We start from the raw sequence: 21,960 nt of genomic DNA, 5'->3' as shown, positions 1-21,960 counted from the left end.
CCGGATGCGGGTTAATGCTCCTGTTTTATCCTGGACCGGATATCACGTAAAACCGCCTGGTAATACTTCTCGTAATCCGGGCCATCCGCGTTTTTTCCGGGAGGCGCGGGCAAAGAGGAGCAAACCTCCACATCAAACTCTTCCAGAAGGGCCTTCATGGCTTTGGCGGGCTGGCCGTAGAAAACGATGCGGTTTTGAATGTAGCGCGCCTTTTTCAAATCGCGCAGCCAGCGTGACCGGAGATTCAGGATATAAAGCAGGTCTATTTCTTCCGAAGAAAGATTCAGGCCCATGATGTAAACGTTGGAAAAGAAAAACAGGTCAATCCATGATTCCCCCTGTTGAAGCTGCGGCTTGCGCAGCTTTTCCGGGATGCTTGCTATTTCTTTTTTCTGTGTTTGAACCGAGTAGGTGTAGGCGCCCTTGAGGTAGTTGTCTATTTTGCCGATGCAGCCGCAATAGTGTTCGTACCCGTATTGGATCGTGAAGGAAGAAGGCCTTTCATCATACGTGCCGTGAATGTTCCAGATACGGAGGGAACGGCGGCCGTTCTCCATGCAGACATGGCGGCGGATGCTGTATTTGGTTTCCGAATTCTGGCGATGGCTCGTCCTGTAGTGTTGTGATTCCAGGATTTGAATCAGGAACGTATCGTAATTGGTGGTCAGGTAATCGTCTACCGGGAGACCGGCAAGCCGGTGTAAAATGGAGCCGGGATACTTCTGCGGGGTGAATTCTTCCAGTTTTTTCCTGATTTGATCACGCACCCCGGAAGATACTTTAACCATGTCGGTTTCCGGATGTCGCTTTTGTTTTTTCAGGATTAAATATTCGTAAATCAGGGGAAAGGGCAGGTAATCCCCCTGTTCCATGAACGGGCAATAGCCGCCCTGTTTGCAGCCTTCACAATCGTTGCAGGGAGGACAAACGGTTTCTTTGAGCAGATCGGTGCTGCTCGGGCTTCCCAGCGTGCGGATTAAGCCGTTCCCAAACAGGACGGCGTTCTTTCTGACGGGGGATTTGGTATTGGCGGAAGTAGTCATCAGGAAACGGCGGAACCGTTTTCCATGCTGGTCCATGGACGCGAAAAATCAAGAAACAAAGAAAAATCCTTTTCTTGCCGCCGTCTTGTCCGGCATGGGAACCGGAAAGCCGCGTCAGTGCAACTCCAGCAGGTAAATCTCCGGAGGGCAGTTGAAGCGGAGGGGGAGCGTGCTGGTTCCCAGCCCCTTGGTGATCAGGTAGGTATTACCGCCGGAGATGTGCCAGGGGTAGGTGTAGGGCTGGGCGTGTTCCGGGCTGGCTTCAAACCACAGGAGGTCGAAGGGGAGGCGAATCTGGCCCCCGTGGGTGTGGCCGCTGATGATGATATCCGCGTCTCCGTGGGAGAGCATGTGGTCCGCTTCCGGACGGTGGGAGAGCAGGAAGTGGGGAATATCCGGAGACCGGCGCTGAGGGCGGTGTTTTTTGGAATTGCGCGAGGTGTCCAGGATTCCGGAAAGCTGGAGCTGCCTTCCGTCCCTGAACGTGATGAGAACACTTTGATTTTCCAGAACCGTGATGCCGGCATCGGACAGTTCCCTGCGCCAGTTGTTCCAGCCAAAGGTGAAGTCATGGTTTCCCTGAATGGCGAATACGCCGTAGGGCGCTTTCAGCCCGTGAAGCAGCCGGCCTGCGGCGGAGGGGCTCATGCTGGCATTGGTGCTGGCTCCGCGGGCATAATCCCCCGCCAGCAGGATCAGGTCCGGTTTAAGCTGCATGATTCTCTGGACATAACGCAAGGCCCTTACTTCATCAAAGGCTGTAGGCATCAGGTGCAGGTCCCCGGCAATGACGACTTTCAGGGGTTTTCCCCGTCCGTTCCATTGGGTGATGCGGTAGTCCACCTTCCGGACGAACAGAAGATTGGGCTCTATCAGGTATGCCCAGGTGATGCCGGCCACGCCGAGCGCGCAGGCGCCCAGCAGGAGGGCGCCTAAAAGCCGGAGTATTCTGACGGAGAAGGGCATGGAAAAAGAAATGGCTGGGAAAGCCTATAATTCCCAGGGACCGGAAGCGAGCGCTGAGTGCGTCTTGCCGTTTGAGAAAGGCCCCTTTGCGCCGTAGGGCAGGCGGAAAGAAGCCCCTCCAGGAGATTTTAGCAAATTTGATTGACGGGCGCCCGCATGGTATGCTTTTATGCTCCAAGATATTTCCATATCCTTTATCACCCATCATTTAACCACGCATATGAAGAAGATTACCGTTATGGCTCTTTCCGCTTTTGCGGCGAGCATCATGGCTTCCTGCTGTTGTCAGGATCAGGGTGCCCCCCCCCTGACCCCCCTTCCCAAGTTCAATGACCTGAACCAGCCCGCCGTGGATGTGGCGCCGGTAGTCATGAAGTCCAAGAAGTAATCCTCTTCCGGGATTAGATACGACTTTTCAAGCCGCACTTGGTGATTGTCCAAGTGCGGCTTTTTCTATAGAAACGTGGCAGAACATATGGAAGATTGGAAACATTGTCCCGAATTTGCGCCTTTGGCGGACCTGCTGCGCAAACATGACAGCTTTGCGGTAATCGCGCACGTGCATCCGGACGGTGACGCCATCGGTTCCACGCTTGCCCTGGGGGAAGCCCTGAAGCAGATGGGCAAGAAGGTAATTATGATGAACGAGGACGGCGTGCCTTCCAATCTGGCCTTCATGCCGGGTGTGGAGAATATCATTCCCACGCCCGACGAACCGGTGGAGGTGGACGTGGCCGTCTCCGTGGACAACGGCGCATTCAAGAGGCTGGGGGAACGGAGCCTGAAGGCCCTGGCGGGAGTGAAGGTGTGGGCAAACATCGACCACCACCAGACGAACGAGCTGTTCGGGGACGTGCAGTGCGTCCTGCCGGACGAGTGCGCCACGGGTGCGGTGCTTTATTACTTTTTCAACTACCTGGGCGTTCCCATTACCCCTGTCATGCGTGATGCCCTTTACGTGGCCGTGAGCACGGATACGGGCTCCTTCCAGTACCAGATGACGACGGCCGCCGTGATGGAACTGGCCGCGGACCTGATCCGGATGGGCGTGGACGTGCAGGACATCAACCGCCAGCTGTACCAGGAAAAGCCCTGGGTAAAGATGCAGCTGATGCGTGAAGCGCTGAACGGCATGAGACTGACGCCTGACGGCAGAATCTGCACATTCTGCCTGACGAATGAGGCGAAGGAGCGGATTGGAAGCCGTCCGGAAGATACGGAAGGCCTGATTGACCTCCTGCGTTCCGTGCAGGGAGTCTGGCTGGCCGCCTATCTGGAGGAGGCGGAGGATGATCCGCGCATCCGCATTTCCCTGAGATCCAAGACTCCGGAAGTATCCGTAGCGGAGCTGGCCTCCCGCTTTGGAGGCGGAGGGCACGCCATGGCCGCCGGCGTGCGCATCAGGGGACCCATTGAAGAAGTGCGCCTCATCATCCTGAAGGCCATGCAGGAGGAAGTGGAACGCGTGCTCCAACAGCAGATTTCATGAATACTTCCGATTCCATTCAAGCCCCCTCCGGTGTCCTGCTGGTTGACAAGGCGCAGGACATGACTTCCCACGATGTGGTGGCGATCGCCCGCCGGTCCCTGGGAATTAAGAAGATAGGCCACTGCGGCACGCTGGACCCCATGGCTACGGGGTTGCTGATGCTGGTGGTGGGAAAGGCGACCAAGCTTCAGGACAAGCTGATGTGCGAGCATAAGGAGTACGCCGGAACCCTCACGCTGGGGGTGGAAACCTCTTCCCAGGACGCCATGGGGGAAGTGGTGGCGGAGTATTCCGTGGACGGCGTAACGGAACAAGCCGTCCGTGCGGCGTTTGACCGGTTTGACGGCGCGTTTGAGCAGATTCCCCCGATGGTCTCCGCCATTAAAAAGGATGGCGTGCCGCTGTATAAGCTGGCCCGGAAGGGGCAGGAAGTTGTGCGGGAGCCGCGGCCTGTGGAGGTGTTCGGCCACCGGATTTCCCGTGTGGCCGTTCCGGAAGTGGACTTTACCGTGCAGTGCTCCAAGGGTTTTTATGTGCGTTCCTATGCGTATGACATCGGGAAGGCGCTGGGATGCGGAGCGCATTTGAGCGCCCTGCGCCGCACCAGGTCCGGCGCTTTTACCCTGGAGCGCGCCATTACGGTGGATACGCTGAAAACCGCTCCCAGGGAAGAGCTGTTTCATGCCATGCTTTCCCTGGAGGAGCTGGCGGATATTCTGATTGCCAGGTAGGAGCATGGTCATTTACCAGGAGTTCAAGGAACTACAGGGCGTTTCCTCCCCCGTGCACTGGGCCATGGGGATGTTTGACGGGTTGCACCTGGGGCATGCCGGAGTGATTGCCGCGGCAGTGGAAGGCGCTGCGCGTGACGGCGGCATTCCCGCCGTGCTGACCTTCCGCACCCATCCCCTGGCCCGGGTGCGCCCGGAAAGCGTGCCCCCTGCCATTATGGCGGCGGACGCAGAAAAATTCGCGCTGCTGGAAGAGCTGGGGGTGAAGATGGTGCTGACGCTGGAATTTTCCTCCCGCCTGGCCTCCATGAGCCCGGAGGAGTTTATTAAGGAACTCTGTTCCTCCTGCCGGGTGGCGGAAATTGCCGTGGGAGAAGACTGGCATTTTGGCCGGGGCCGCGCGGGCGATGTGGGAACTCTGCGTCTTCTGGCAAGCCGCTACGAGTTCCGGGTGACGGCCGTTCCCCCCATCCTGCGGGATGGGGAGCGCGTGAGCAGCACCCGGATTCGGAAAGCCGTGCGCGCGGCGGATTTTTTACAGGCGGGGGAAATGCTGGGCCGTCCCTACCGCTGGAAGGGCACGGTGATTCACGGGCGCCAATTGGGGCGCCTGCTGAACTACCCGACGGCGAACATGAAACCCGGCAGCGGAGTGCAGCCTCCCCACGGTGTTTACGCCGTGCGCGCCCGGGTGAAGGGGGCGGAATATGGGGGCGTGGCCAATCTGGGGGTGCGTCCCACCGTGGAAGGAGCCGGGGGGGAACTGCTGCTGGAAACCCATTTGTTTGGAGAGCCGGGGGACATCTACGGAGAGGAAATGGAAGTGGAGCCGCTGCGGTTCCTGAGGGCGGAAGCCAAATTCCCCTCCCTGGATGAGCTGAAAAACCAGCTTGCGCTGGACGCCGCCTATGCCGCGGAAGTGTTGAAACGGGGTAAGTAAGACACAGAAAACCGTAAAATGAAGGATGACGGCTTGACCGCAGGGGCGATCGGGGTTTTGTTGTTCGGACGTCATGTTGGTTGAGCAGTTAAAATCAAAAATCCACCGCGCCATGGTCACCCGTGGCGATGTTCAGTATGAAGGCAGTATTGAAATTCCTGCCGATCTGATGGCCGCTGTGGACCTGTGGCCCGGAGAAAAAGTTCTCGTGGCGTCCGTCACATCCGGAAACCGTCTGGAAACCTATGCCCTGCAGGGGCCTGCCGGTACGGGAAACATCATCATGAACGGCGGCGCAGCCCATTTAATCAAGACGGGTGAACGGGTGGTCATCATGAGCTTTGCCTTGTCGGACAAGCCCATCGTCCCCAAGAAAATCGTTTGCAACGAGCATAACGAAATCATTTCCTAGACTTTACAAACCATCGGAATTCACACATACTCCCCGCGTTCATGAACCTTTTTTTAGCAAATTCACTCAATATCAGCATACAATTACTCTTTGCCGTTCTGGTGATTGTGTCACTTCTTCTCCTGGGCGTGGTGCTTATGCAGAGACCCAAGCAGGAAGGGCTGGGCGCCGCCTTCGGCGCCGCCATTACGGACCAGGCCTTCGGCGCGCGCACTACGGACGTGCTGAAAAAAGCCACAGTGTACTTCGGCACCGCTTTCATGATTCTTTGCCTGGTGCTGGGCATGCTGATCAACCGTCAGCATGTCAAGAGCTCCGAGAGCCTGCTGAGCCCGGAAATGATGAAGGCCGCCGCCAAGCAGGAAGCCGCCGTCCCCGTCAAGACGCCGGAAGAACTCCAGCAGGAGGAGCTGCGCAAGCGCGCCGCTGAAGCGGAAGCCGCTTCTTCCCAGGCCCCGGCTCCCGCCGCTCCGGAAGTACCCGCGGCGCCCGCCAGCTAAGGAAATTTCCTTTTCAAGCACCCCGGCTGTCTGATGATGGCCGGGGTGCTTGCGTATCCGGGCAGCACCGCATGTTTGCCGCACCGGAAGCGCGTTTTGAAATTGGCGGCTCCGGTTGTTTTCCGCTTGCCCTGAACCGTAATTGCGCTACTCTTGGCAAAGTATGAAGGCACCTTTTTTGAACCGTAAATCCAGAGGATTCACGTTGATTGAATTGCTTGTGGTGATCGCCATTATCCTGACGCTGGCCGGCATTGCCATGACGGTGGTGAATGGCGTGATGGAAAAGTCCCGGGTTACCACGGCGCGGAGCGATTGCAACGGGTTGCAGACGGCCGTTGAAAATTACATGCTGGACAATGGCCGCGTTCCCGTAGCCTGGAACAGCCGGGAAATGGCCAAGCAGTCCCGCAAGGACGGACAGTATTACGTGACGACGGCCGTGGATGACGACAGCCGCATCATGAGCATCCTGACCAATTACATGGACCGCGGCGACGAGGACAGGAAGCTGAACCCCAAGAAGACGGCTTATTTCAACACCACCACCACGGATGTGGAAGGCTCCCCCGGCCTGTTCTTTGAAAGCCGCGGGCGCGTGGGATTGATGGACCCGTGGGAATCCCCCTATTACATCATTCTGAATGCCAATCCGGACGACCGCACCCCCCGCGTCCAGGTCGGTTCCCGCATGGTGACCAAGAATGTAGCCGTTTACAGTACCGGCAAGGACAAGCAGGGCAGCACGGTGGACGGGCACATCAATAATCAGGAATTGACGGAAGACAACGTTACTTCCTGGTAACGCATTACCGGACCGTCAGTTGAGAGACGGGACAATTTATGTTGCGGGGCTTCCGGCTTACGGCCGCGAGGCCCCGTGATATATTCAGGCATAAAGCCGCCAAACCGTATTTTTTTCTTTTCAACCACTCTTAAAAACCCCTCAATAAGCCCAGACATGAACTGGTTCAAAACAGACGACGTACGCATTCAAGACATCGAGCCCCTGATTTCCCCCGCCATCCTGATCAAGGATTATCCGGCGACCACGGAAATCGCCAAAATGGTGGCTACGACACGCAAGAATGCGGAGAACATCATTTCCGGCCACGACGACCGCCTGCTGGTGGTGGTGGGGCCGTGCTCCATCCATGATCCCCAGGCCGCGGTGGACTATGCCTCCCGCCTGAAGGAGCAGATGGCGCGCTTTGAAAAGGATCTGGTGATCATCATGCGCGTGTATTTTGAAAAGCCCCGCACCACGGTGGGGTGGAAGGGCCTGATCAATGACCCGTTCATGAACCACACCTTTGACATCAACCGCGGCCTTCACATGGCCCGCGGCCTGCTGCTCCGCCTGGGAGACATGGGAATTCCCGCAGCCACCGAGTTCCTGGACACCATTACTCCGCAATACATCGCGGACCTGATTACATGGGGAGCCATCGGCGCCCGCACCACGGAAAGCCAGGTGCACCGTGAGCTGGCCTCCGGGCTTTCCATGCCCGTAGGGTTCAAGAACGGCACCAGCGGCAGCCTTCAGATTGCCGTGGACGCCATCATTTCCTCCTCCTGCCCGCACTGCTTCCTTTCCGTGACCAAGCAGGGCGTTTCCGCCATTGTCTCCACCACGGGCAACAAATCCTGCCACCTGATTCTGCGCGGTTCCTCCCTGGGGCCGAACTTCGATGGCGAGCATGTGAAGGAAGCCGCGGAAGCCTTGCAGAAGGCCGGCATTAACAACCGCATCATGGTGGACTGCTCCCACGGCAACAGCTGCAAGGATTACCGCAAGCAGCCGTCCGTGGCTGCCAGCATCGCGGAACAGATTTCCAATGGTTCCGACCAGGTGGTGGCCGTGATGATTGAAAGCAACATCGTGGAAGGAGCCCAGCCGCTGAGTTCCGACCTGGTGTACGGCAAGAGCATCACGGACCAGTGCATCGGCTGGGACACCACGGTGGAAGTGCTGGAGAACCTTGCCGGCGCCGTCCGCAAGCGCCGCGCCAAACGGCAGGAAGCGTAAGTCTTCCGGTATGGCCGGAAGGCAGTTGCCAGGGATGAAGGATTAGCCGATTACGCTAGGGATCATTGCGCCCGGAAATTGTAGTTCCAATCTTTCATATCCGGTCATTTTCATTGGCCCTTCGGCGTTTTTGCCGGAGGGTCAATAGTCGTCTCCCCACAGGTAGGAATGGCGTTCGGAAATGGTTTTGCCCCGGTTGTCTTTCAGGACGAGCTTCCATGCAAGAATCTCCCCTTTTGTTTTGGCCTCATCCCCGGTGAATTCAAAAACGGAGTGTTGCGTGCCTCCTTTTCTCCCGGCCGGGTAGGAGATGGATTTGTTCAGAACGGTGGAGCCTGTTTTACCCTGCCGGTACATCATGACCAGGGTGGCCGCCTGTTCCGGGTGTGCATCATTCCACGTGACGAAGTAGTATTGGCCCAGCCGCTGGAGGCGCTGTTGTTGGGAGACGGCTCCATGCAGCAGGTAAGTGGTCTGGGAACGGTGCATGCCTACGTCTTCCGCAGGAATTACCGTGGTTTTCAAGGGAACCTCCCGCACGTGTTCAATCCGGGAAACCTGCTCCGCACAGGAAAACAGGACCGGCAGCACGGCAGCAGCGCAGAGGGGAGCAGGAAACTTCATGGAGCCCATTCAATACATATCCGTCCGGGGAGTCAACACAAAGGTGGGAAAGCTCCAGCATGGAAACGTGGTATGGACGCAGAAAAAATGCAGTCGTTCCAGAGGGGAATTGTTCTGCTGGGGAAGCAGGCGGAGCCCTTGCTTTTCCCGGCAGGCAACGCTGGTTTAAGCAGGGTCATCCGGGCAATGTGCCGCCACCCTAATACAACGGTACGACCAATGTGGAGCCCAGCGCTAGCCAGCAGGGCAGCGTGATGAAGGAGGCCACGGTTGTGGTCAGCAGGATTTGGGTGCCCAGGTCCGGATGGCCGCCGAAGCGCTTGGCCAGAATGACCGGAATAACGGCGGAGGGGATGGCAGCCTGGATGATGATGACGCGCTTGATGTAGTCGTCCACCGGCAGGAAATAGGCCATCAGGAGCAGGAGCGCCGGAGCCAGTCCCAGGCGCGTCAGCAAGCCGCAGACGATGGGTTTGGGCTCCCATTTCATGTTGTGCCACAGGTCTCTCATGGAGCAGCCGAAGAGGATCAGGCAGAGGGGAGTGGCGCAATTGCCGATCATTTCAAAGGTTTTCATCAGGGGCGGCTGGGCCACGTAGATTCCCAGGCCGGACCAGGCGAGGGTGAGGCCCGCAATGACCGCCAGCAGCGGTCCGCGGAAGAAGACGCCCATGTTCAGGTTGCCCGGCCCTCCGGCAATGATGATGACGCCGATGCTCCAGACGACCAGTTCACACCCTACGTTGTGGACGAAGAGGACGCCCAGCGTGGGATCATTGCTGGCCGTAAACAGCATCTGGATGATGGGAATGACGAAGAAGGCGTAGTTCTGCACCCCCGCCGTCAGGGTGAAGGTGCGCAGCCCCGTGCCGATGCGCATGCGCAGCATTTTGGCGACCAGCCATGCGGACGCGATCCCCAGCAGGAGTTCCAGCGCCCCTGCCGCAATGGCCTGAAGGGAGAAAGAAATGCTGCTGAGCGTCTCATTTCCGGAGAGCACCATGTATTTCATGATGCTGTGGAAAACAAGGCAGGGATAGGCCACGTCCATGGCGATGCGCATGATGGGCGCGTCATGGTCCGCCTGGATGACCTGTTTTTGACGCAGGTAGAAACCCGTGGCGAAGAAAAGATAAACGGGAATGGTGGAGAGGAAGGAGGTGAGGATGATGGAACCGGTATCCATGGCGGGAAGATTGCTGGGCGCGACTGGTTAAGGCAAAGGAACGGAGCAGGTCAGGCGCTTTCCCGCAAATGGAGCAGGAAATGCGCCAGGTCCTCAATGCTGAAAAATACCCTTGAAGGATTGGCTTCTTCCAGTCCGCTGATGTCCGCGGTGGTTCCCCAGGCGGCGGACAGGCAGGGCACGCCCGCTTTTTTACAGGCGGTTACATCCGAAACCGCGTCTCCGATGTAATAAAATTCATCCTTTTCCACGTGGTAGGCATTCAGCAGTTCCTCAATAGCTTCCGCCTTGTTCGGCCTGTCTTCCGCACCGGTTTTGACAGAGCAGAACAGATCCTGCATGCCGAATTTTTCAAGTGTGATGCGGCAGCTCTTTTCTCCCTTTCCGGTAATCAGGGCAACCAATATCCCCGCGGCTTTCAGGGTGTGGATCAGCTCGCGAATGCCTTCATACGGTTCCGGACATTCATCATGCATTTGCTCATAAACCGGATAAAAGTCATGAAGGGCTTCCCGCCATTTTTCCCCGGCCACTACCTTGATCATTCCGACTTCATTGAGGCCGAAGGTTTGCGTGATTTCCCGTTCGCTTAGCGTACGGCCCGCGTAGGGGGAGACCGCCTGCTCAAACGCCCTGATGCACAGGGGGACTGTCTCTCCGATGGTGCCGTCCAGGTCAAACGCTATCAGTTTAATCATTGTTCCGGGCTTCCGTTGATTTTACGGATAACTTTGCAGGGATTTCCCGCCGCCAGGCTGTTGGCGGGAATATTCCGGGTGACTACGCTGCCGGCTCCGATGACGCTGCCTTTTCCAATCGTAATGCCCGGCAGGATGATCACGCCCCCTCCAATCCAGCAGCCGTCTTCTATCGTCACCGGAAGGGCAAAGGTATGGCGAACGTATTCAACGCCCTCCGCCGTTTTAACGGGAGTGAGGCGCTCATTCAGGTCAATGGGATGCGTAGCGGTGTAAATCTGCACGTTGGGGGCGATCAGCACATTGCTGCCAATGGTGATTTTATTACAGTCCACGAACGTGCAGCCCGTATTGACAGTGACGTTGTTCCCGATATGGATATTGCAGCCGTAGTCGCAGGTGAAGGAATGGCCTATGGAGACTTTGGCGCCGATGCTGCCAAGCATTTCCTTCAATACCTGGTATTTCTCCTCCTTATGGTCGTAGGGCAGGGAATTGTATTTCATCAAGAGGCGATGCGTCTTGGCCTTGAATTCCAGAAACACCTTGTCGTGGCAGTCATACCACTCTCCCGCCATGCATTTTTCCAGTTCAGTCATGATGGTTCTCCTTTCAATTACCGGCGGTATTGGCGGCAGGCACCCTGCTGCCCGGTCGTCAGCAGGGTGCGGAAGCCTTATTCCCACTCAATGGAAGCCGGGGGCTTGGTGGAAATATCGTAAAGGACCCGGTTGATGCCCTTCACTTCATTGAGGATCCGGTTGCTGGTTTCACGCAGCAGTGCGGGGGGCAGTTCCACCCAGTCCGCCGTCATGGCGTCTTCCGACACGATGGCGCGCAGGTTGGTGGCCCATTCATAGGAGCGTTCGTCGCCTTTCACGCCCACCGTCTTCACGGGAATCAGGCCGGCATAAGCCTGCCAGACTTTTTCATACCAGCCGTACTTTTTCAGATTGCCGATGAAGATGGCGTCACATTCCCGGATGATGTCCAGGCGGTCCCTGGTGACCACGCCGGGGCAGCGCACGGCCAGGCCGGGACCGGGGAAGGGGTGGCGCCACAGGATGTCGTGCGGGATGCCCATGGAGGCTCCCAGTTCGCGCACCTCGTCCTTGAACAGTTCCGCCAGGGGTTCCAGCACTTTCCCCTGCGCCTGGAGCTCCAGTACGCGTTCCACGCGGTTGTGGTGGGTCTTGATGACGGAGGCCTTGGATTTGGCATTGGAGGCGCTTTCAATCACGTCCGGGTACAGGGTGCCCTGGGCGAGCATTTCCGCGTCTCCCACGGCGTCCCAGAACACGTCGATGAACAGGCCGCCGATGATGCGGCGCTTCTTTTCCGGATCGCCTTCCCCGGCCAGGGCCGTCAGGAAGCGTTCGGAAGCGTCCACGGTCTCGATTTCCACGTTCATGCGGGCGAAATTGGCGCGGACCTCATCAGCCTCATTCTTGCGCAGCAGGCCGTTGTCCACAAAGATGGCGCGCATGTTCACGCCTGCTTCATGCAGCAGGACGGCCAGCACGGTGCTGTCCACGCCGCCGGAGACGCCGCAAACCACCTGCTTGCTGCCCACGCGCTCCTGAATTTCACGGATGAGCTGTCTCTTGAAGTCGCCGATGTCGAACTTCTTGAGGTTGGCGGCGCAGGAGAGGAAGTTGCGCAGGATGGTGCGCCCTTCATGGGAATGGGTCACTTCCGGGTGGAACTGGATGCCGAAGGTGGTTTCTCCCCACTGGAGGGAGACGGGGACGCCTTCCGCATTACGGGCGATGACCTGGCAGCCTTCCGCCAGATGGTCCACCGTATCCGAATGACTCATCCATACCTGGGAGGAGGCTGACATGTCCTGGTACAGGCCCGCGCAGGCTTCCGGCAGCAGGGCGGCGGGGCCGTATTCACGCTTGTTGCTGGCTTTCACGGAGCCGCCGTGCTTGATGTTCAGGAGCTGCATGCCGTAGCACACGCCCAGCACGGGGACGTTCAGGCTCTGGAGCCATTCAAAATCAATGTCCGGGGCGTCCGCGTCCGTGGTGCTTTTAGGGCCGCCGGAAAGAATGACGGCGCCGGGTTCATGAATCTGGTCCAGGTCTTCCAGCGCGTACAGTTTGGCCATGTAGCCCAGTTCGCGCACGCGGCGCACAATGAGCTGGGTGTATTGGGAGCCGAAGTCAATGACGGCTACGAGGTGCTTGTCGTCCATGTGAGAGAGGGTTTAACAGGAATAGTTGATGGGTTCTTCCGTAATGGTGATGTCGTGGGGATGGCTTTCTTTCAGGCCGCCGGAGGTGATCTGGACAAAACGGGCCTTGTCCCGGAGTTCCGCCAGGGTGTGGGCGCCCAGGTAGCCCATGCCGGAGCGCAGGCCGCCCATGAGCTGGAAGACCACGTCCGCCAGCATGCCCTTGTACGGGACACGCGCTTCCACGCCTTCCGCGACGAGCTTGCCGGAGCTGTTCTGGCCGTAACGGTCACCGGAGCCGCGGCGCATGGCGCCCAGGGAACCCATGCCGCGGTACTGCTTGAAGTGGCGGCCCTGATAGTGGACCACCTTGCCCGGGCTTTCTTCCGTGCCGGCCAGCAGGCCGCCCAGCATCACCAGGTCAGCGCCGGCGGCCAGGGCTTTCACGATGTCCCCGGAGTAGCGGATGCCGCCGTCCGCAATGACGGTGACGCCTGCGGGACGGGCTACGGAGGCTACCTCCTGGATAGCCGTGAACTGGGGCATGCCCACGCCGGAAATGACGCGGGTGGTGCAAATGGAGCCGGGGCCCACGCCCACCTTGATGGCCTGCACGCCTGCCTTGATGAGGTCGGAGGCGCCTTCCGCCGTGACCACGTTGCCGGCCACGATGGGGCGGTCCGTCAGTTTGCGGAGGTTGGAGACCACGTCCATGACGCGGGTGGTGTGGCCGGTGGCGGCGTCAATGAACAGGGCGTCCGCTCCGGCGGAAATGAGAGCCTTGGCGCGGTCCAGGTAATCGGGGCCCACGCCCACGGCGGCGCCGCAGCGCAGGTGGCCGTGCTCGTCCTTGGAGGCATCCGCAAACATGGCGCGCTTCTGGATGTCCGTTTCCGTAATGAGGCCGGCCAGCACGCCGTTTTCATCCACCAGGGGAAGCTTTTCAATGCGGTGGGTGTAAAGAATGTGGCGCGCTTCCTCAATGGTAGTGGTGGGAGCTGCCGTAATCAGGCGGGAAAGGGGAGTCATGACGTCCTTGACCCGGACGTTCTGGTAATCGTCCACGCCGCGCATGTCTCGTCCGGTGATGATGCCTTCCAGACGGCGGTTGGCGTCCACCACCGGGAAGCCGGAATAGCCCTGTTCCATCATGATTTGATGGACTTCTTCAAGTGTCATGTCCTTATTCACCGTGACGGGATTCGGGATGACCGCGTTTTCAAAACGCTTTACGCGGGAAACCATGGCCGCCTGGATGTCGATGGGATTATTGCGGTGAATGACGGCCAGGCCGCCTTCCCGTGCCAGGGCAATCGCCAGTTCCGATTCGGAAACGGTATCCATGGCTGCGGACAGCATGGGGATTTTCATGTCAAAGCCGGGAACAAGCTGGGAACTGATGTCCGCATCACCGGGAAGAATCGCGCTCAGGCGGGGCAGCAGGAGCACGTCATCAAAACTTAATCCAAGAGGGAGATCTGCCATGCGATAATCTACAGCCGAACACCCTCCGACGCAAGCCGAAACACGGGAGAATCTTATTTTTGGACGGCCCGGCGGGGTTCTGCGGTTTGCTCCCTGCGTTGTCCCGGCGTGTGTCTGCTTTCCGTGCAGGAAACTCTTCCCTCTTGATCCGGGGAAGCGTCTTGCCTATCCTGAAAGAAAATAATTGTCTCCCATGAATGCTTCCGAACCTTACCGAGTCCTTTTTGTCTGCCTGGGCAATATCTGCCGTTCTCCCGCGGCGGAAATCATTTTTAAAAAGATGGTGGAGGAGCAAGGTTTGGAAAACCTGATTGAGAGCGATTCCGCCGGAACGATCGGCTACCACCGGGGCTGTCCGCCGGATGCCCGGATGGTGCAGGCCCTGGAAAAATACGGTTATCGGAATCCGGGAGTCAAATCACGCCCCGTGCGGAAGGATGATCTGGAACAGTTCGACCTGGTTGTAGGGATGGACCGGGAGAATCTGCGGGATTTGAAACGGCTGGACAAAAGCGGGCAATGGGAAGGGAAAATTGTCCCCATGTGCTTTTTCACCACCCGTTTTTTGGATGAGGAAGTGCCGGACCCCTACTACGGGGGCCAGGAGGGCTTTGACCATGTGGTGGAATTGTTTCAGGACGGCTGCGCCAACCTGCTGGAGCATTTGAAGGAGCAGCTCTCCTGAATGATAGAAATGTCCGGCAGAAAGGGTATTCTTCCCTTTTGCCTGTAACGGCTCCCGTACCGGGCTCCGGCGGGAAAAGACCGGTTTGATGCCCGGGGGGACAGGATTGGTCATCTATTCCGGGCGAGGGGGAGCCAGCCGTTATTCAATGAAGCTTCCACAGTAATGAAAAATCCCCTCTTTTTGAAGGGAAAGAAGTAGTTTTCCTGCCGCCGGAGTGAATGGAATGGCAGATATTCTTATGACCCTTGGAGCGCGCCTATCCCGTTTTGGACGTGTTGAAGAGTAAAAATTAGTTGGCATAGGTAATGAATTGATAAAGTTATTGCTGGGATTCCCGTACCGGAATCAAGCAATGATTGATAATCAATAATTAATCTATTTCAACCATGAGAGAACAATTTAACGATGATATCAATTCCCTGACAGGGGCGCGCAGTTCCGGCAGCGGAGGAAAACCGACGCCCATCGATCAAAGCGCTCCGGATGCTTTTGACCGGAACTGGAATTGGGAATTTGAGGTGCGCCCGCTGGGGCCTTCTGAAACGGCCAAATGCTTTGTCACCATGGGCGCCGATGATTTGGCGACGCTGACGGTGGATCAAAAAGAGGTGATGGATCTCGGTCCGCGCGGACCGGAAGGAGGCGGTACTTACAGCCCGGAGACAACCTCATTTGATATCCAGGGAGGGAAGCATGAGGCCCATTTGGAATATCATAACATTACCCTTAAGGACCATAAGAAGAATGTCGCCAAACTTACTTTTGACATGAACGTGGTCATCACTGACCATCAGACCGGTTCTTCCTCTTCCTATGTTCCTCCGGATACGGAAACGGAGCCGATGGACAATGATGATGAAGGTGAAGACGATGCATGCGGCTCCAGCAGCGGAGGGAGCAGCAGCTCTCCCAACAGCAGCTCCAGCAATCCATGTCCGGACGGCAACAATGGAGGGGATGAAGACGGTGATGATCCGGTTGGCAACCCTTCTTCCTCGGACGGATGCATGGATAACACAGGAGGGGATGTCCCCCTTCCTACAGCTCGCGGGCTGTTCTCTTCTCCCGCCATGCGCGGCAACATTTCTTCCGCCGGCAGGCGCGTAACCACCCAGACCAGGAAAACCAGCATGGTGTGGCGCACCAATTTCGGCGCTTTCCGGGGGATGGAAGGAATGCCTTATGGCATGTTGGAAATTGTAGCTTACAACTTTTCATCCAAATTGTGGACTCCCGCCGCTCTTCAATACCTGCACCCGATGGCAAGCAGCATCCGGCCGCCTGCCGGAAGTCCCTTGAGAGCGGACACGGCTTTTCAGATCAGGAATGGGGGGACCAATGTCAACTACTATTGCTATGCCGGCGCGGCCAGTGCGGGTTCCATAGGCGGCTCCAAGAAACGGGGAGGTTCCGTTTCCATGACTTACGCACAGGAAAGCAGCCGTACTTCCGATGCGGCTTCTTCCTTTGCCGCGGAAATGCGCGTGAGCAATAACAGGGGAAATTCCGTTCTGTACGGAGGGTCTTCCCTCTCTTCCCTAAAGAATGCTACCGGGTATGTCTCCAAACTTGGTTCTTCCTATACGACGCAGGATTTTTCCCGATACCTGGACATCGTGCGGGGGAGTGACGGAAACATCCGCCAGATATGGAATCTGTGGGATGGCCTTGCCAGCATAGAACATGTGACGGCTGACGGCTATGTGATTGCCTTTTATCTGCCGGAGCAGGTGGGGGAAAAGGCGAATGGCGTTTATCCCGTCACGGGGACCCCTTTTAAAACTTTCTCCATTTCCGGAGATGCGGCAACCAGCAAGCTCACGGTTACGGAACAGGCTGAAGGCCGTTCTCCATATGTTACCCGTTATTGGCAGGGAACGGGAGGCGCCTGGTGCATGTCCCAGGGTGAAGGAGAAGACGCCATTTACACCCTGCGGGAAAAACAGGCTGTCACTTCCACCACATGGAAATTGATCACTACCGTTCAGCGCGGAGAAACCGGAACACCCATTTCACGTGTATGTGAAACTTATGAACAGACCTCCAAGGGGAACCTTTGCACCAGCCGCATTGAAGCCTACGGCACCGACTATGCCCGGGAAACCACTTACGATTATAACAGTATAGGAAAGCTGTCCCGGGAGACGGCTCCCGACGGGAGTGTCAAGACGTGGGCCTACGACGCTTTTGGCCGTGAAACAGTTCGCATGGAACCTTGGTCCGGAGGGGAAAGAAAAGGCACCTACACCTATTACCGGTACTCGGACCGTCCTGATCCGGATATCATTCACCAATATGTCGTTCTTACCATCAAAGCTGTGCGGTTGAGGGACACGCACTACACCTATGAGGAAGCCAATGACGTGCGCCGTGTGACTAAGCGGACGACTGCCCTGGGTGCGGAAGGAGAGCAAGTGGAAATAACGGAAACATGGATGCCCTCGGCTTCCAATGTCCATGCAAGGGGCCGGTTGAAGATGCGGCAGGCCGTCAATGGAGTACAGACCTCTTACGAGTATGAAGCAAACAGTCAGCACGGCGCCCTGTACAGGATTACGGCGGAAACCCGGGTTGAGGGAGAAGCTGTGCCGGGGCAGAGCAAGCGCAAATTGACTTACGTATCTGCGCAGGGTACCAACACCCGGATAGAAAAATACGCTTTTCTGATGGATGGAACCTGGGCATTGACAGATACGGCGGACTACGAATATGACAAGGAGAGGCGATGGATCAAGCGCACGCGCGGCAACGGACGCGTGACGGAACGTGAAATGATGTGTTGCGGCCCCTTGTGGGAAAAGGATGAAGACGGAGTGATGACTACGTATGCCTACAACACGGCCCGCCAGCTTGTGGAAACCATTCGTTCGGCTACGGAAACTACTCCGGAAACCATTGTCAGCTACACGCGGGACGCTTTTGGCAGAACCTTGGCGATACGGCGGGACGTCGGTCCCATGGCCACCAGTGAAGGGCGGGAATACAACCTGCTGGGGCAGCTTGTTCGTGAAACGGACGTGCTTGGGAGAGACCATGCTTATGCCTATAGTGAGGATGGATTGACGGAAACCGCTACCACGCCGGCAGGAGCTACGCTTGTCACCCGCCGCCATGCGGATGGAACCGTTTTGGAACAAAGCGGAACGGGACAGAGGCATTTGCTTTATCAAACGGAATGCACGGAAGAAGGGATTCTCCATTCCACCCTTATACCGCAGGAAGCCGGGGAACCGGTCCTCATGGAACAATCTGTAACGGATGGCTGGGGCAACGTGGTCCGTCTTTCCCGGGCTAGTGCCAACGGCGGCCTCATCCATGAACGGTACAGTTTTGATACAAAGAACGGGCTGTTGCGGAAAGGGACGGACGGCATGGCCCCGATGCTTTACGACTATGACTCCTTCGGCAACGTAGTGAAAGAGACATGGAAGTTGGCGGAAGAACCTGCCCCGGCTAACTCCCGTGTAACAGAATACTCCTATGCCTGTGAACGGAGGGAAGACGGCATATACCGTGTGAAGACCGTAATTAACTACAATAGTTACGGGCTGCCTTACTCGAAAAGCACGTCTACGCTGGTCTCTTTCCTGTCCCCAGTCGTTGCTGAAAAGATCATCTCTTCGGATACGAGAGGCAATGAGATTCCGGAATGGATGGAATATACGGCTCCCGGCAAACGTACAATCAGGAAACAGGTTCCTGATTCCGTAGTCATTGCGGAAGTGCTTGTCATTGACGGGTATGAGGTCTCCAAAAAGGATTTCGCAAACATGACTACGACCGCGGCGCGTTCCTACACGGCCACGGGGAAAAAGGAAATCCTGACGGACACGCGCGGCAATGAAACCACGATCATGTTTGATCTTGCCGGACGCGAAACCGGGAGAACAGACGCTGCCGGCAATACGGTTACGACTGCCTATGATCCGGCGACGGCATTGCCCTCCTGCATCACGGACGCACTGGGGAAAACGGCTTGCTATGCTTACGATTTGCGCGGACGCAAGACTGCTGAATATGGTACGGCAGCGCAGCCCTCTGTTTTTGCTTACGACGATGCGGACAGGCTGATTGAACTCAAAACTTTCCGGGCTCCGGAAGAAACCATAGCGGGTGACCCGAGTGAACGGACGGATGGCGATACCACCGTGTGGAGCTATGATGAAGGTTCCGGCCTCATGACGGCAAAAACCTATGCTGACGGGCATGGAGAAACCTATTCCTATGATGGGTGGAACAGGCTGGTGGCCAAATCACAAGCCCGGACGGTTGATGAACAGGGAACTCATCTTATGACGACTTACGGCTATGATGAGTTGACGGGGAATCTACTCTCTGTCACCCACAATGATGCCACGCCGGCCATAGGTTACACGTATAACCATCTCAATCTCCTTACGCAGGTAACGGATGATTCCGGTACGCGCACGATTTCCTATAACCAATATAATGAAGCGGTACGGGAAAATACGGCAGGTCTGGTGGCCAGCCGGCTTGACTACCAAATTGACAGTCTGGGACGGCTTTCGGGCTATGGTTTGCAATACAAAGACGATGTCGTTTTTCAGACCATTTGGAATTATGATATGTATAAACGCCTTGGCACCGTTTCTCTCAGGCATGCAGGCGAACGGTTTACCTACGGCTATCATGCAGTTCATGGACTTTTGGAAACGCTTACCTATCCCAACGCCCTCAAGAGATGGTATACCCGGGAGGAAAAGCGTGACTTGCTGACTAAAATAGCCTACCAGCGTCCCGGGAGCTCCGACTATGTGGCTAAAGTCGACTATACTTACGATGCGCTGGGGCGCCCCCTGGAAAAGAAGGATTACTTCAATACTCCCAATCCCGATCTCATTCATGTGTACACGTATAATGACCGGGGAGAGCTGGCAGCGGACGCGATGAGCCGGGGTGGAACGTACAGCTACTCCTATGACAATATCGGCAATCGGTTAACCTCCCAGGAAGGAGCGGAAGCGCCTTCCACCGTTTATGTATCGAATAATCTCAACCAGTACGTTTCCGGTGATCGTGCGCCTTCCCGGGGAGGTACGGAAGAAGTTGAAATCGTTTATGAAACAAATAGCCTCAACCAGTACACTTCCATTACCGGTGGAGAAGAAAGGCCTTCGATACGGGAGTACGACGAAGACGGCAACCAGATTAAGGTAAAAACCTCTACAGGCGAGTGGGAGGTAAAGTATAACGCCCTGAATCAGGCGGTCAGATTCACGCAAGACGCCAAGCGGGTGGAATGCCGTTACGACTATCTGAACAGGAGAGTGGAAAAAGCAGTCTATGAAGGAGAAGTACTAGTGTCCCGGAAACGGTTTATTTACCGTGGTTTTCTCCAACTTGCGGAACTGGATGCAGTCAATGCGACGGAAACGGTACAACCTGTTCTTCGGAAAACCTATCTATGGGATCCGATGGAGTCCACAGCAACACGAATCCTTGCAATGACTACATTCGACGAAACGGGAACCTATGTGGAAAACCTTTTTTATACGCATGACCTGCTGAAAAATACCACAGGCCTATTCGATACCCAGGGAGAGCGCCGGGCTCTGTACGAATACGGTCCATACGGCAATGTCCTCAGGATGGAAGGCAATATGGCAGAGGACAATCCGTTTAGGTCTTCTTCTGAATACTCTGATGACGAATTGGGGCTGGTATATTATAATTACAGGTATTACAATGATTTGGATGGCAGATGGATTAATCGAGATCCTATTGTAGAAAGAGCGCAGGATAATTCTTACACATATGTGTCCAATATGCCTTGTAGCCTAATAGATGTCCGTGGACAATTTGGCTTTGCAATTGCTTTGGTTAATCCCATAGGATTAGCTATTGCTGCTATTGTTGTTGTTGGGGCAGCCATTACAGAAGTTGTTGAACCAGGGACTATTCGAAAAGTAGTAAAAAAAATATCTGAAGAAATTACGCCAAAGGTTGAACCAGTTGCAATTCCTGTTTCTGATACAAAGCCTAAAATAGACTGTGAAGAATTAAGACGGATAAAACGTGAAGCAAAAAAAGCATCCCGCGGTCAATCATGCAAAGAATTGTGTATCCCAGAGCATCCAAAAGTTTCTGATTGTGAGGATTTTAAGAACCGAGCTCAAAAATTAGAAAATGCCGAGAAAGCAAGAAAAGCATACGATTCAAATTGCTTTGATGGTGGGGATGCTGGACATATAGAGCAATCTGAAGGAATAGGAAATGGTGCCAGGAGATGTTGGAATCTATATGATGAATGCAGAAAGAAATTACCATAAAAATGGATTATTATACTCATAAAAACCTAAATGACATGATTCAGGAAGTGGAAAAAGAATTTCCTCTAGAAAATTCTTTTTTTCCGACAGATAATATTTGGAAGCTTATTGAAAATCCGGACTATCCTGATGATGAAGCAACAGAATGTGCCAAGCCATTTTTAAACAAACGTTGGATTGATGTTCCTGCCATCCAATGGTATTATAATGCGGAATTTGTGAATTTTTCATCAATCGGCGCTCTTTCATATTTTTTCCCTTCTATTATCAGGAATTCCTATATGGAGGAAATATCAGGAGCAGATAATTATATGACAGACACTGAGGAATGGATGATGAATAAACTTATTGTAATTTGTTTTTCAGAAAGAATACGGGACTACGTACAAAAAGAAGTAGATTATATATATCATTCCTATACAAAAGATCAACTCAGCATCGTGAGGAAATGGATATTATTTCAAAATAAGGATAATTATTTTACTGATGGATGTGATAATGCCTTAAAAATATTAGACATGGCAATAAGGAATAAGTAACAATTCATATGTTAATTCTTAGGGAAATGTCCTCTACAAGGGAATAACTAACTATGGGATCTTTCTACATCATCGGCTTTCCGTCCCTCTATGGTGGAGCGGGAGCCGAGCTTTACCACCAGGTTAAGGTTAGGGACACATGGATGCGGATATGCATCTTA

At 55.5% G+C, this 21,960-nt stretch carries 19 protein-coding genes; 11 read left to right on the top strand and 8 right to left on the bottom strand.

What is annotated here, in order from left to right:
* Positions 1-11 precede the first annotated feature (11 nt).
* On the bottom strand, positions 12-1,079 hold the full coding sequence (locus ABGM91_RS04200) for a hypothetical protein (RefSeq protein WP_354833924.1): 1,068 nt from the start codon (positions 1,077-1,079) through the stop codon (positions 12-14).
* A gap of 78 nt (positions 1,080-1,157) precedes the next feature.
* The gene (locus ABGM91_RS04195) at positions 1,158-2,009 is read right to left on the bottom strand and encodes a metallophosphoesterase (protein ID WP_354833922.1); all 852 of its coding nucleotides are present in this window, start codon (positions 2,007-2,009) and stop codon (positions 1,158-1,160) included.
* A gap of 220 nt (positions 2,010-2,229) precedes the next feature.
* Here ABGM91_RS04195 and ABGM91_RS04190 point away from each other — a divergent pair, with 220 nt between their 5' ends.
* The 8 genes from ABGM91_RS04190 (at position 2,230) to ABGM91_RS04155 (ending at position 8,110) form a co-directional block, all read left to right on the top strand.
* Positions 2,230-2,397, top strand: coding sequence for a hypothetical protein (locus ABGM91_RS04190; protein WP_180972336.1), 168 nt, complete (start codon positions 2,230-2,232; stop codon positions 2,395-2,397).
* An 87-nt stretch (positions 2,398-2,484) separates the two neighbouring features.
* Positions 2,485-3,498, top strand: a complete 1,014-nt coding sequence (locus tag ABGM91_RS04185; RefSeq protein WP_354833920.1) for a bifunctional oligoribonuclease/PAP phosphatase NrnA — start codon at positions 2,485-2,487, stop codon at positions 3,496-3,498.
* Complete coding sequence (gene truB / locus ABGM91_RS04180; protein ID WP_354833918.1) at positions 3,495-4,229, top strand: tRNA pseudouridine(55) synthase TruB; 735 nt, start codon at positions 3,495-3,497, stop codon at positions 4,227-4,229. The genes ABGM91_RS04185 and truB overlap by 4 nt, the downstream gene beginning before the upstream one ends.
* A gap of 4 nt (positions 4,230-4,233) precedes the next feature.
* Entirely contained in the window at positions 4,234-5,169 is a 936-nt protein-coding gene (gene ribF, locus ABGM91_RS04175) for a riboflavin biosynthesis protein RibF (protein WP_354833916.1), read from the top strand.
* Between the two features lie 73 nt (positions 5,170-5,242).
* Positions 5,243-5,581 (top strand): aspartate 1-decarboxylase, encoded by a 339-nt coding sequence (locus tag ABGM91_RS04170; RefSeq protein WP_215426849.1) that lies wholly within the window; start codon positions 5,243-5,245, stop codon positions 5,579-5,581.
* 41 nt (positions 5,582-5,622) lie between these two features.
* Positions 5,623-6,081: a preprotein translocase subunit SecG gene (secG, locus tag ABGM91_RS04165; RefSeq protein WP_286010571.1), complete on the top strand. Its 459-nt coding sequence runs from the start codon at positions 5,623-5,625 to the stop codon at positions 6,079-6,081.
* 163 nt (positions 6,082-6,244) lie between these two features.
* The gene (locus tag ABGM91_RS04160) at positions 6,245-6,886 is read left to right on the top strand and encodes a prepilin-type N-terminal cleavage/methylation domain-containing protein (protein ID WP_286010572.1); all 642 of its coding nucleotides are present in this window, start codon (positions 6,245-6,247) and stop codon (positions 6,884-6,886) included.
* Positions 6,887-7,042: 156 nt separating this feature from the next.
* The gene (locus tag ABGM91_RS04155) at positions 7,043-8,110 is read left to right on the top strand and encodes a 3-deoxy-7-phosphoheptulonate synthase (RefSeq protein ID WP_215426852.1); all 1,068 of its coding nucleotides are present in this window, start codon (positions 7,043-7,045) and stop codon (positions 8,108-8,110) included.
* Positions 8,111-8,251: 141 nt separating this feature from the next.
* Here the strand turns inward: ABGM91_RS04155 and ABGM91_RS04150 are convergent, their stop codons facing one another.
* From ABGM91_RS04150 to guaB, 6 genes are all read right to left on the bottom strand, one after another.
* The gene (locus ABGM91_RS04150; protein ID WP_354833912.1) at positions 8,252-8,734 is read right to left on the bottom strand and encodes a hypothetical protein; all 483 of its coding nucleotides are present in this window, start codon (positions 8,732-8,734) and stop codon (positions 8,252-8,254) included.
* A gap of 199 nt (positions 8,735-8,933) precedes the next feature.
* Complete coding sequence (locus tag ABGM91_RS04145) at positions 8,934-9,920, bottom strand: AEC family transporter (protein WP_354833910.1); 987 nt, start codon at positions 9,918-9,920, stop codon at positions 8,934-8,936.
* Between the two features lie 50 nt (positions 9,921-9,970).
* Complete coding sequence (locus ABGM91_RS04140; RefSeq protein WP_354833908.1) at positions 9,971-10,618, bottom strand: HAD hydrolase-like protein; 648 nt, start codon at positions 10,616-10,618, stop codon at positions 9,971-9,973.
* Entirely contained in the window at positions 10,615-11,220 is a 606-nt protein-coding gene (locus ABGM91_RS04135; RefSeq protein ID WP_354834806.1) for a sugar O-acetyltransferase, read from the bottom strand. The genes ABGM91_RS04140 and ABGM91_RS04135 overlap by 4 nt, the downstream gene beginning before the upstream one ends.
* Before the next feature lie 74 nt (positions 11,221-11,294).
* Positions 11,295-12,818, bottom strand: coding sequence for a glutamine-hydrolyzing GMP synthase (gene guaA, locus ABGM91_RS04130; protein WP_102726103.1), 1,524 nt, complete (start codon positions 12,816-12,818; stop codon positions 11,295-11,297).
* 12 nt (positions 12,819-12,830) lie between these two features.
* Positions 12,831-14,282, bottom strand: coding sequence for an IMP dehydrogenase (gene guaB, locus ABGM91_RS04125; protein WP_215426857.1), 1,452 nt, complete (start codon positions 14,280-14,282; stop codon positions 12,831-12,833).
* 193 nt (positions 14,283-14,475) lie between these two features.
* Between guaB and ABGM91_RS04120 the strand changes: the two genes are divergently transcribed.
* The 3 genes from ABGM91_RS04120 to ABGM91_RS04110 all read left to right on the top strand — a co-directional run bounded on the left by ABGM91_RS04120 (position 14,476) and on the right by ABGM91_RS04110 (position 21,799).
* Positions 14,476-14,967, top strand: coding sequence for a low molecular weight protein-tyrosine-phosphatase (locus ABGM91_RS04120; protein WP_354833905.1), 492 nt, complete (start codon positions 14,476-14,478; stop codon positions 14,965-14,967).
* Positions 14,968-15,356: 389 nt separating this feature from the next.
* A complete protein-coding gene (locus ABGM91_RS04115) occupies positions 15,357-21,260 on the top strand; it encodes an RHS repeat-associated core domain-containing protein (RefSeq protein WP_354833903.1) in 5,904 nt (1,967 codons plus the stop codon).
* A complete protein-coding gene (locus ABGM91_RS04110; protein ID WP_354834888.1) occupies positions 21,239-21,799 on the top strand; it encodes a hypothetical protein in 561 nt (186 codons plus the stop codon). The genes ABGM91_RS04115 and ABGM91_RS04110 overlap by 22 nt, the downstream gene beginning before the upstream one ends.
* The last annotated feature ends 161 nt before the right edge of the window (positions 21,800-21,960 follow it).

This window comes from Akkermansia muciniphila (assembly GCF_040616545.1).
In the GTDB taxonomy this organism is placed as follows: domain Bacteria; phylum Verrucomicrobiota; class Verrucomicrobiia; order Verrucomicrobiales; family Akkermansiaceae; genus Akkermansia; species Akkermansia muciniphila_E.
The sequence above is the reverse complement of the archived record's forward strand: the minus strand, read 5'-3'. Positions and strand labels throughout refer to the sequence as shown.

Bases quoted from the DNA above. Each gene is read 5' to 3' on its own strand.
- ABGM91_RS04110 (WP_354834888.1), top strand. From the start codon at position 21,239: ATGCAGAAAGAAATTACCATAAAAATGGATTATTATACTCATAAAAAC.
- guaB (WP_215426857.1), bottom strand. From the start codon at position 14,282: ATGGCAGATCTCCCTCTTGGATTAAGTTTTGATGACGTGCTCCTGCTG.
- secG (WP_286010571.1), top strand. From the start codon at position 5,623: ATGAACCTTTTTTTAGCAAATTCACTCAATATCAGCATACAATTACTC.
- ABGM91_RS04140 (WP_354833908.1), bottom strand. From the start codon at position 10,618: ATGATTAAACTGATAGCGTTTGACCTGGACGGCACCATCGGAGAGACA.
- ABGM91_RS04190 (WP_180972336.1), top strand. From the start codon at position 2,230: ATGAAGAAGATTACCGTTATGGCTCTTTCCGCTTTTGCGGCGAGCATC.
- ABGM91_RS04150 (WP_354833912.1), bottom strand. From the start codon at position 8,734: ATGAAGTTTCCTGCTCCCCTCTGCGCTGCTGCCGTGCTGCCGGTCCTG.
- ABGM91_RS04195 (WP_354833922.1), bottom strand. From the start codon at position 2,009: ATGCCCTTCTCCGTCAGAATACTCCGGCTTTTAGGCGCCCTCCTGCTG.
- ABGM91_RS04170 (WP_215426849.1), top strand. From the start codon at position 5,243: ATGTTGGTTGAGCAGTTAAAATCAAAAATCCACCGCGCCATGGTCACC.
- truB (WP_354833918.1), top strand. From the start codon at position 3,495: ATGAATACTTCCGATTCCATTCAAGCCCCCTCCGGTGTCCTGCTGGTT.
- ABGM91_RS04200 (WP_354833924.1), bottom strand. From the start codon at position 1,079: ATGGACCAGCATGGAAAACGGTTCCGCCGTTTCCTGATGACTACTTCC.
- ABGM91_RS04120 (WP_354833905.1), top strand. From the start codon at position 14,476: ATGAATGCTTCCGAACCTTACCGAGTCCTTTTTGTCTGCCTGGGCAAT.
- ABGM91_RS04115 (WP_354833903.1), top strand. From the start codon at position 15,357: ATGAGAGAACAATTTAACGATGATATCAATTCCCTGACAGGGGCGCGC.
- ABGM91_RS04160 (WP_286010572.1), top strand. From the start codon at position 6,245: ATGAAGGCACCTTTTTTGAACCGTAAATCCAGAGGATTCACGTTGATT.
- ABGM91_RS04185 (WP_354833920.1), top strand. From the start codon at position 2,485: ATGGAAGATTGGAAACATTGTCCCGAATTTGCGCCTTTGGCGGACCTG.
- guaA (WP_102726103.1), bottom strand. From the start codon at position 12,818: ATGGACGACAAGCACCTCGTAGCCGTCATTGACTTCGGCTCCCAATAC.
- ribF (WP_354833916.1), top strand. From the start codon at position 4,234: ATGGTCATTTACCAGGAGTTCAAGGAACTACAGGGCGTTTCCTCCCCC.
- ABGM91_RS04155 (WP_215426852.1), top strand. From the start codon at position 7,043: ATGAACTGGTTCAAAACAGACGACGTACGCATTCAAGACATCGAGCCC.
- ABGM91_RS04145 (WP_354833910.1), bottom strand. From the start codon at position 9,920: ATGGATACCGGTTCCATCATCCTCACCTCCTTCCTCTCCACCATTCCC.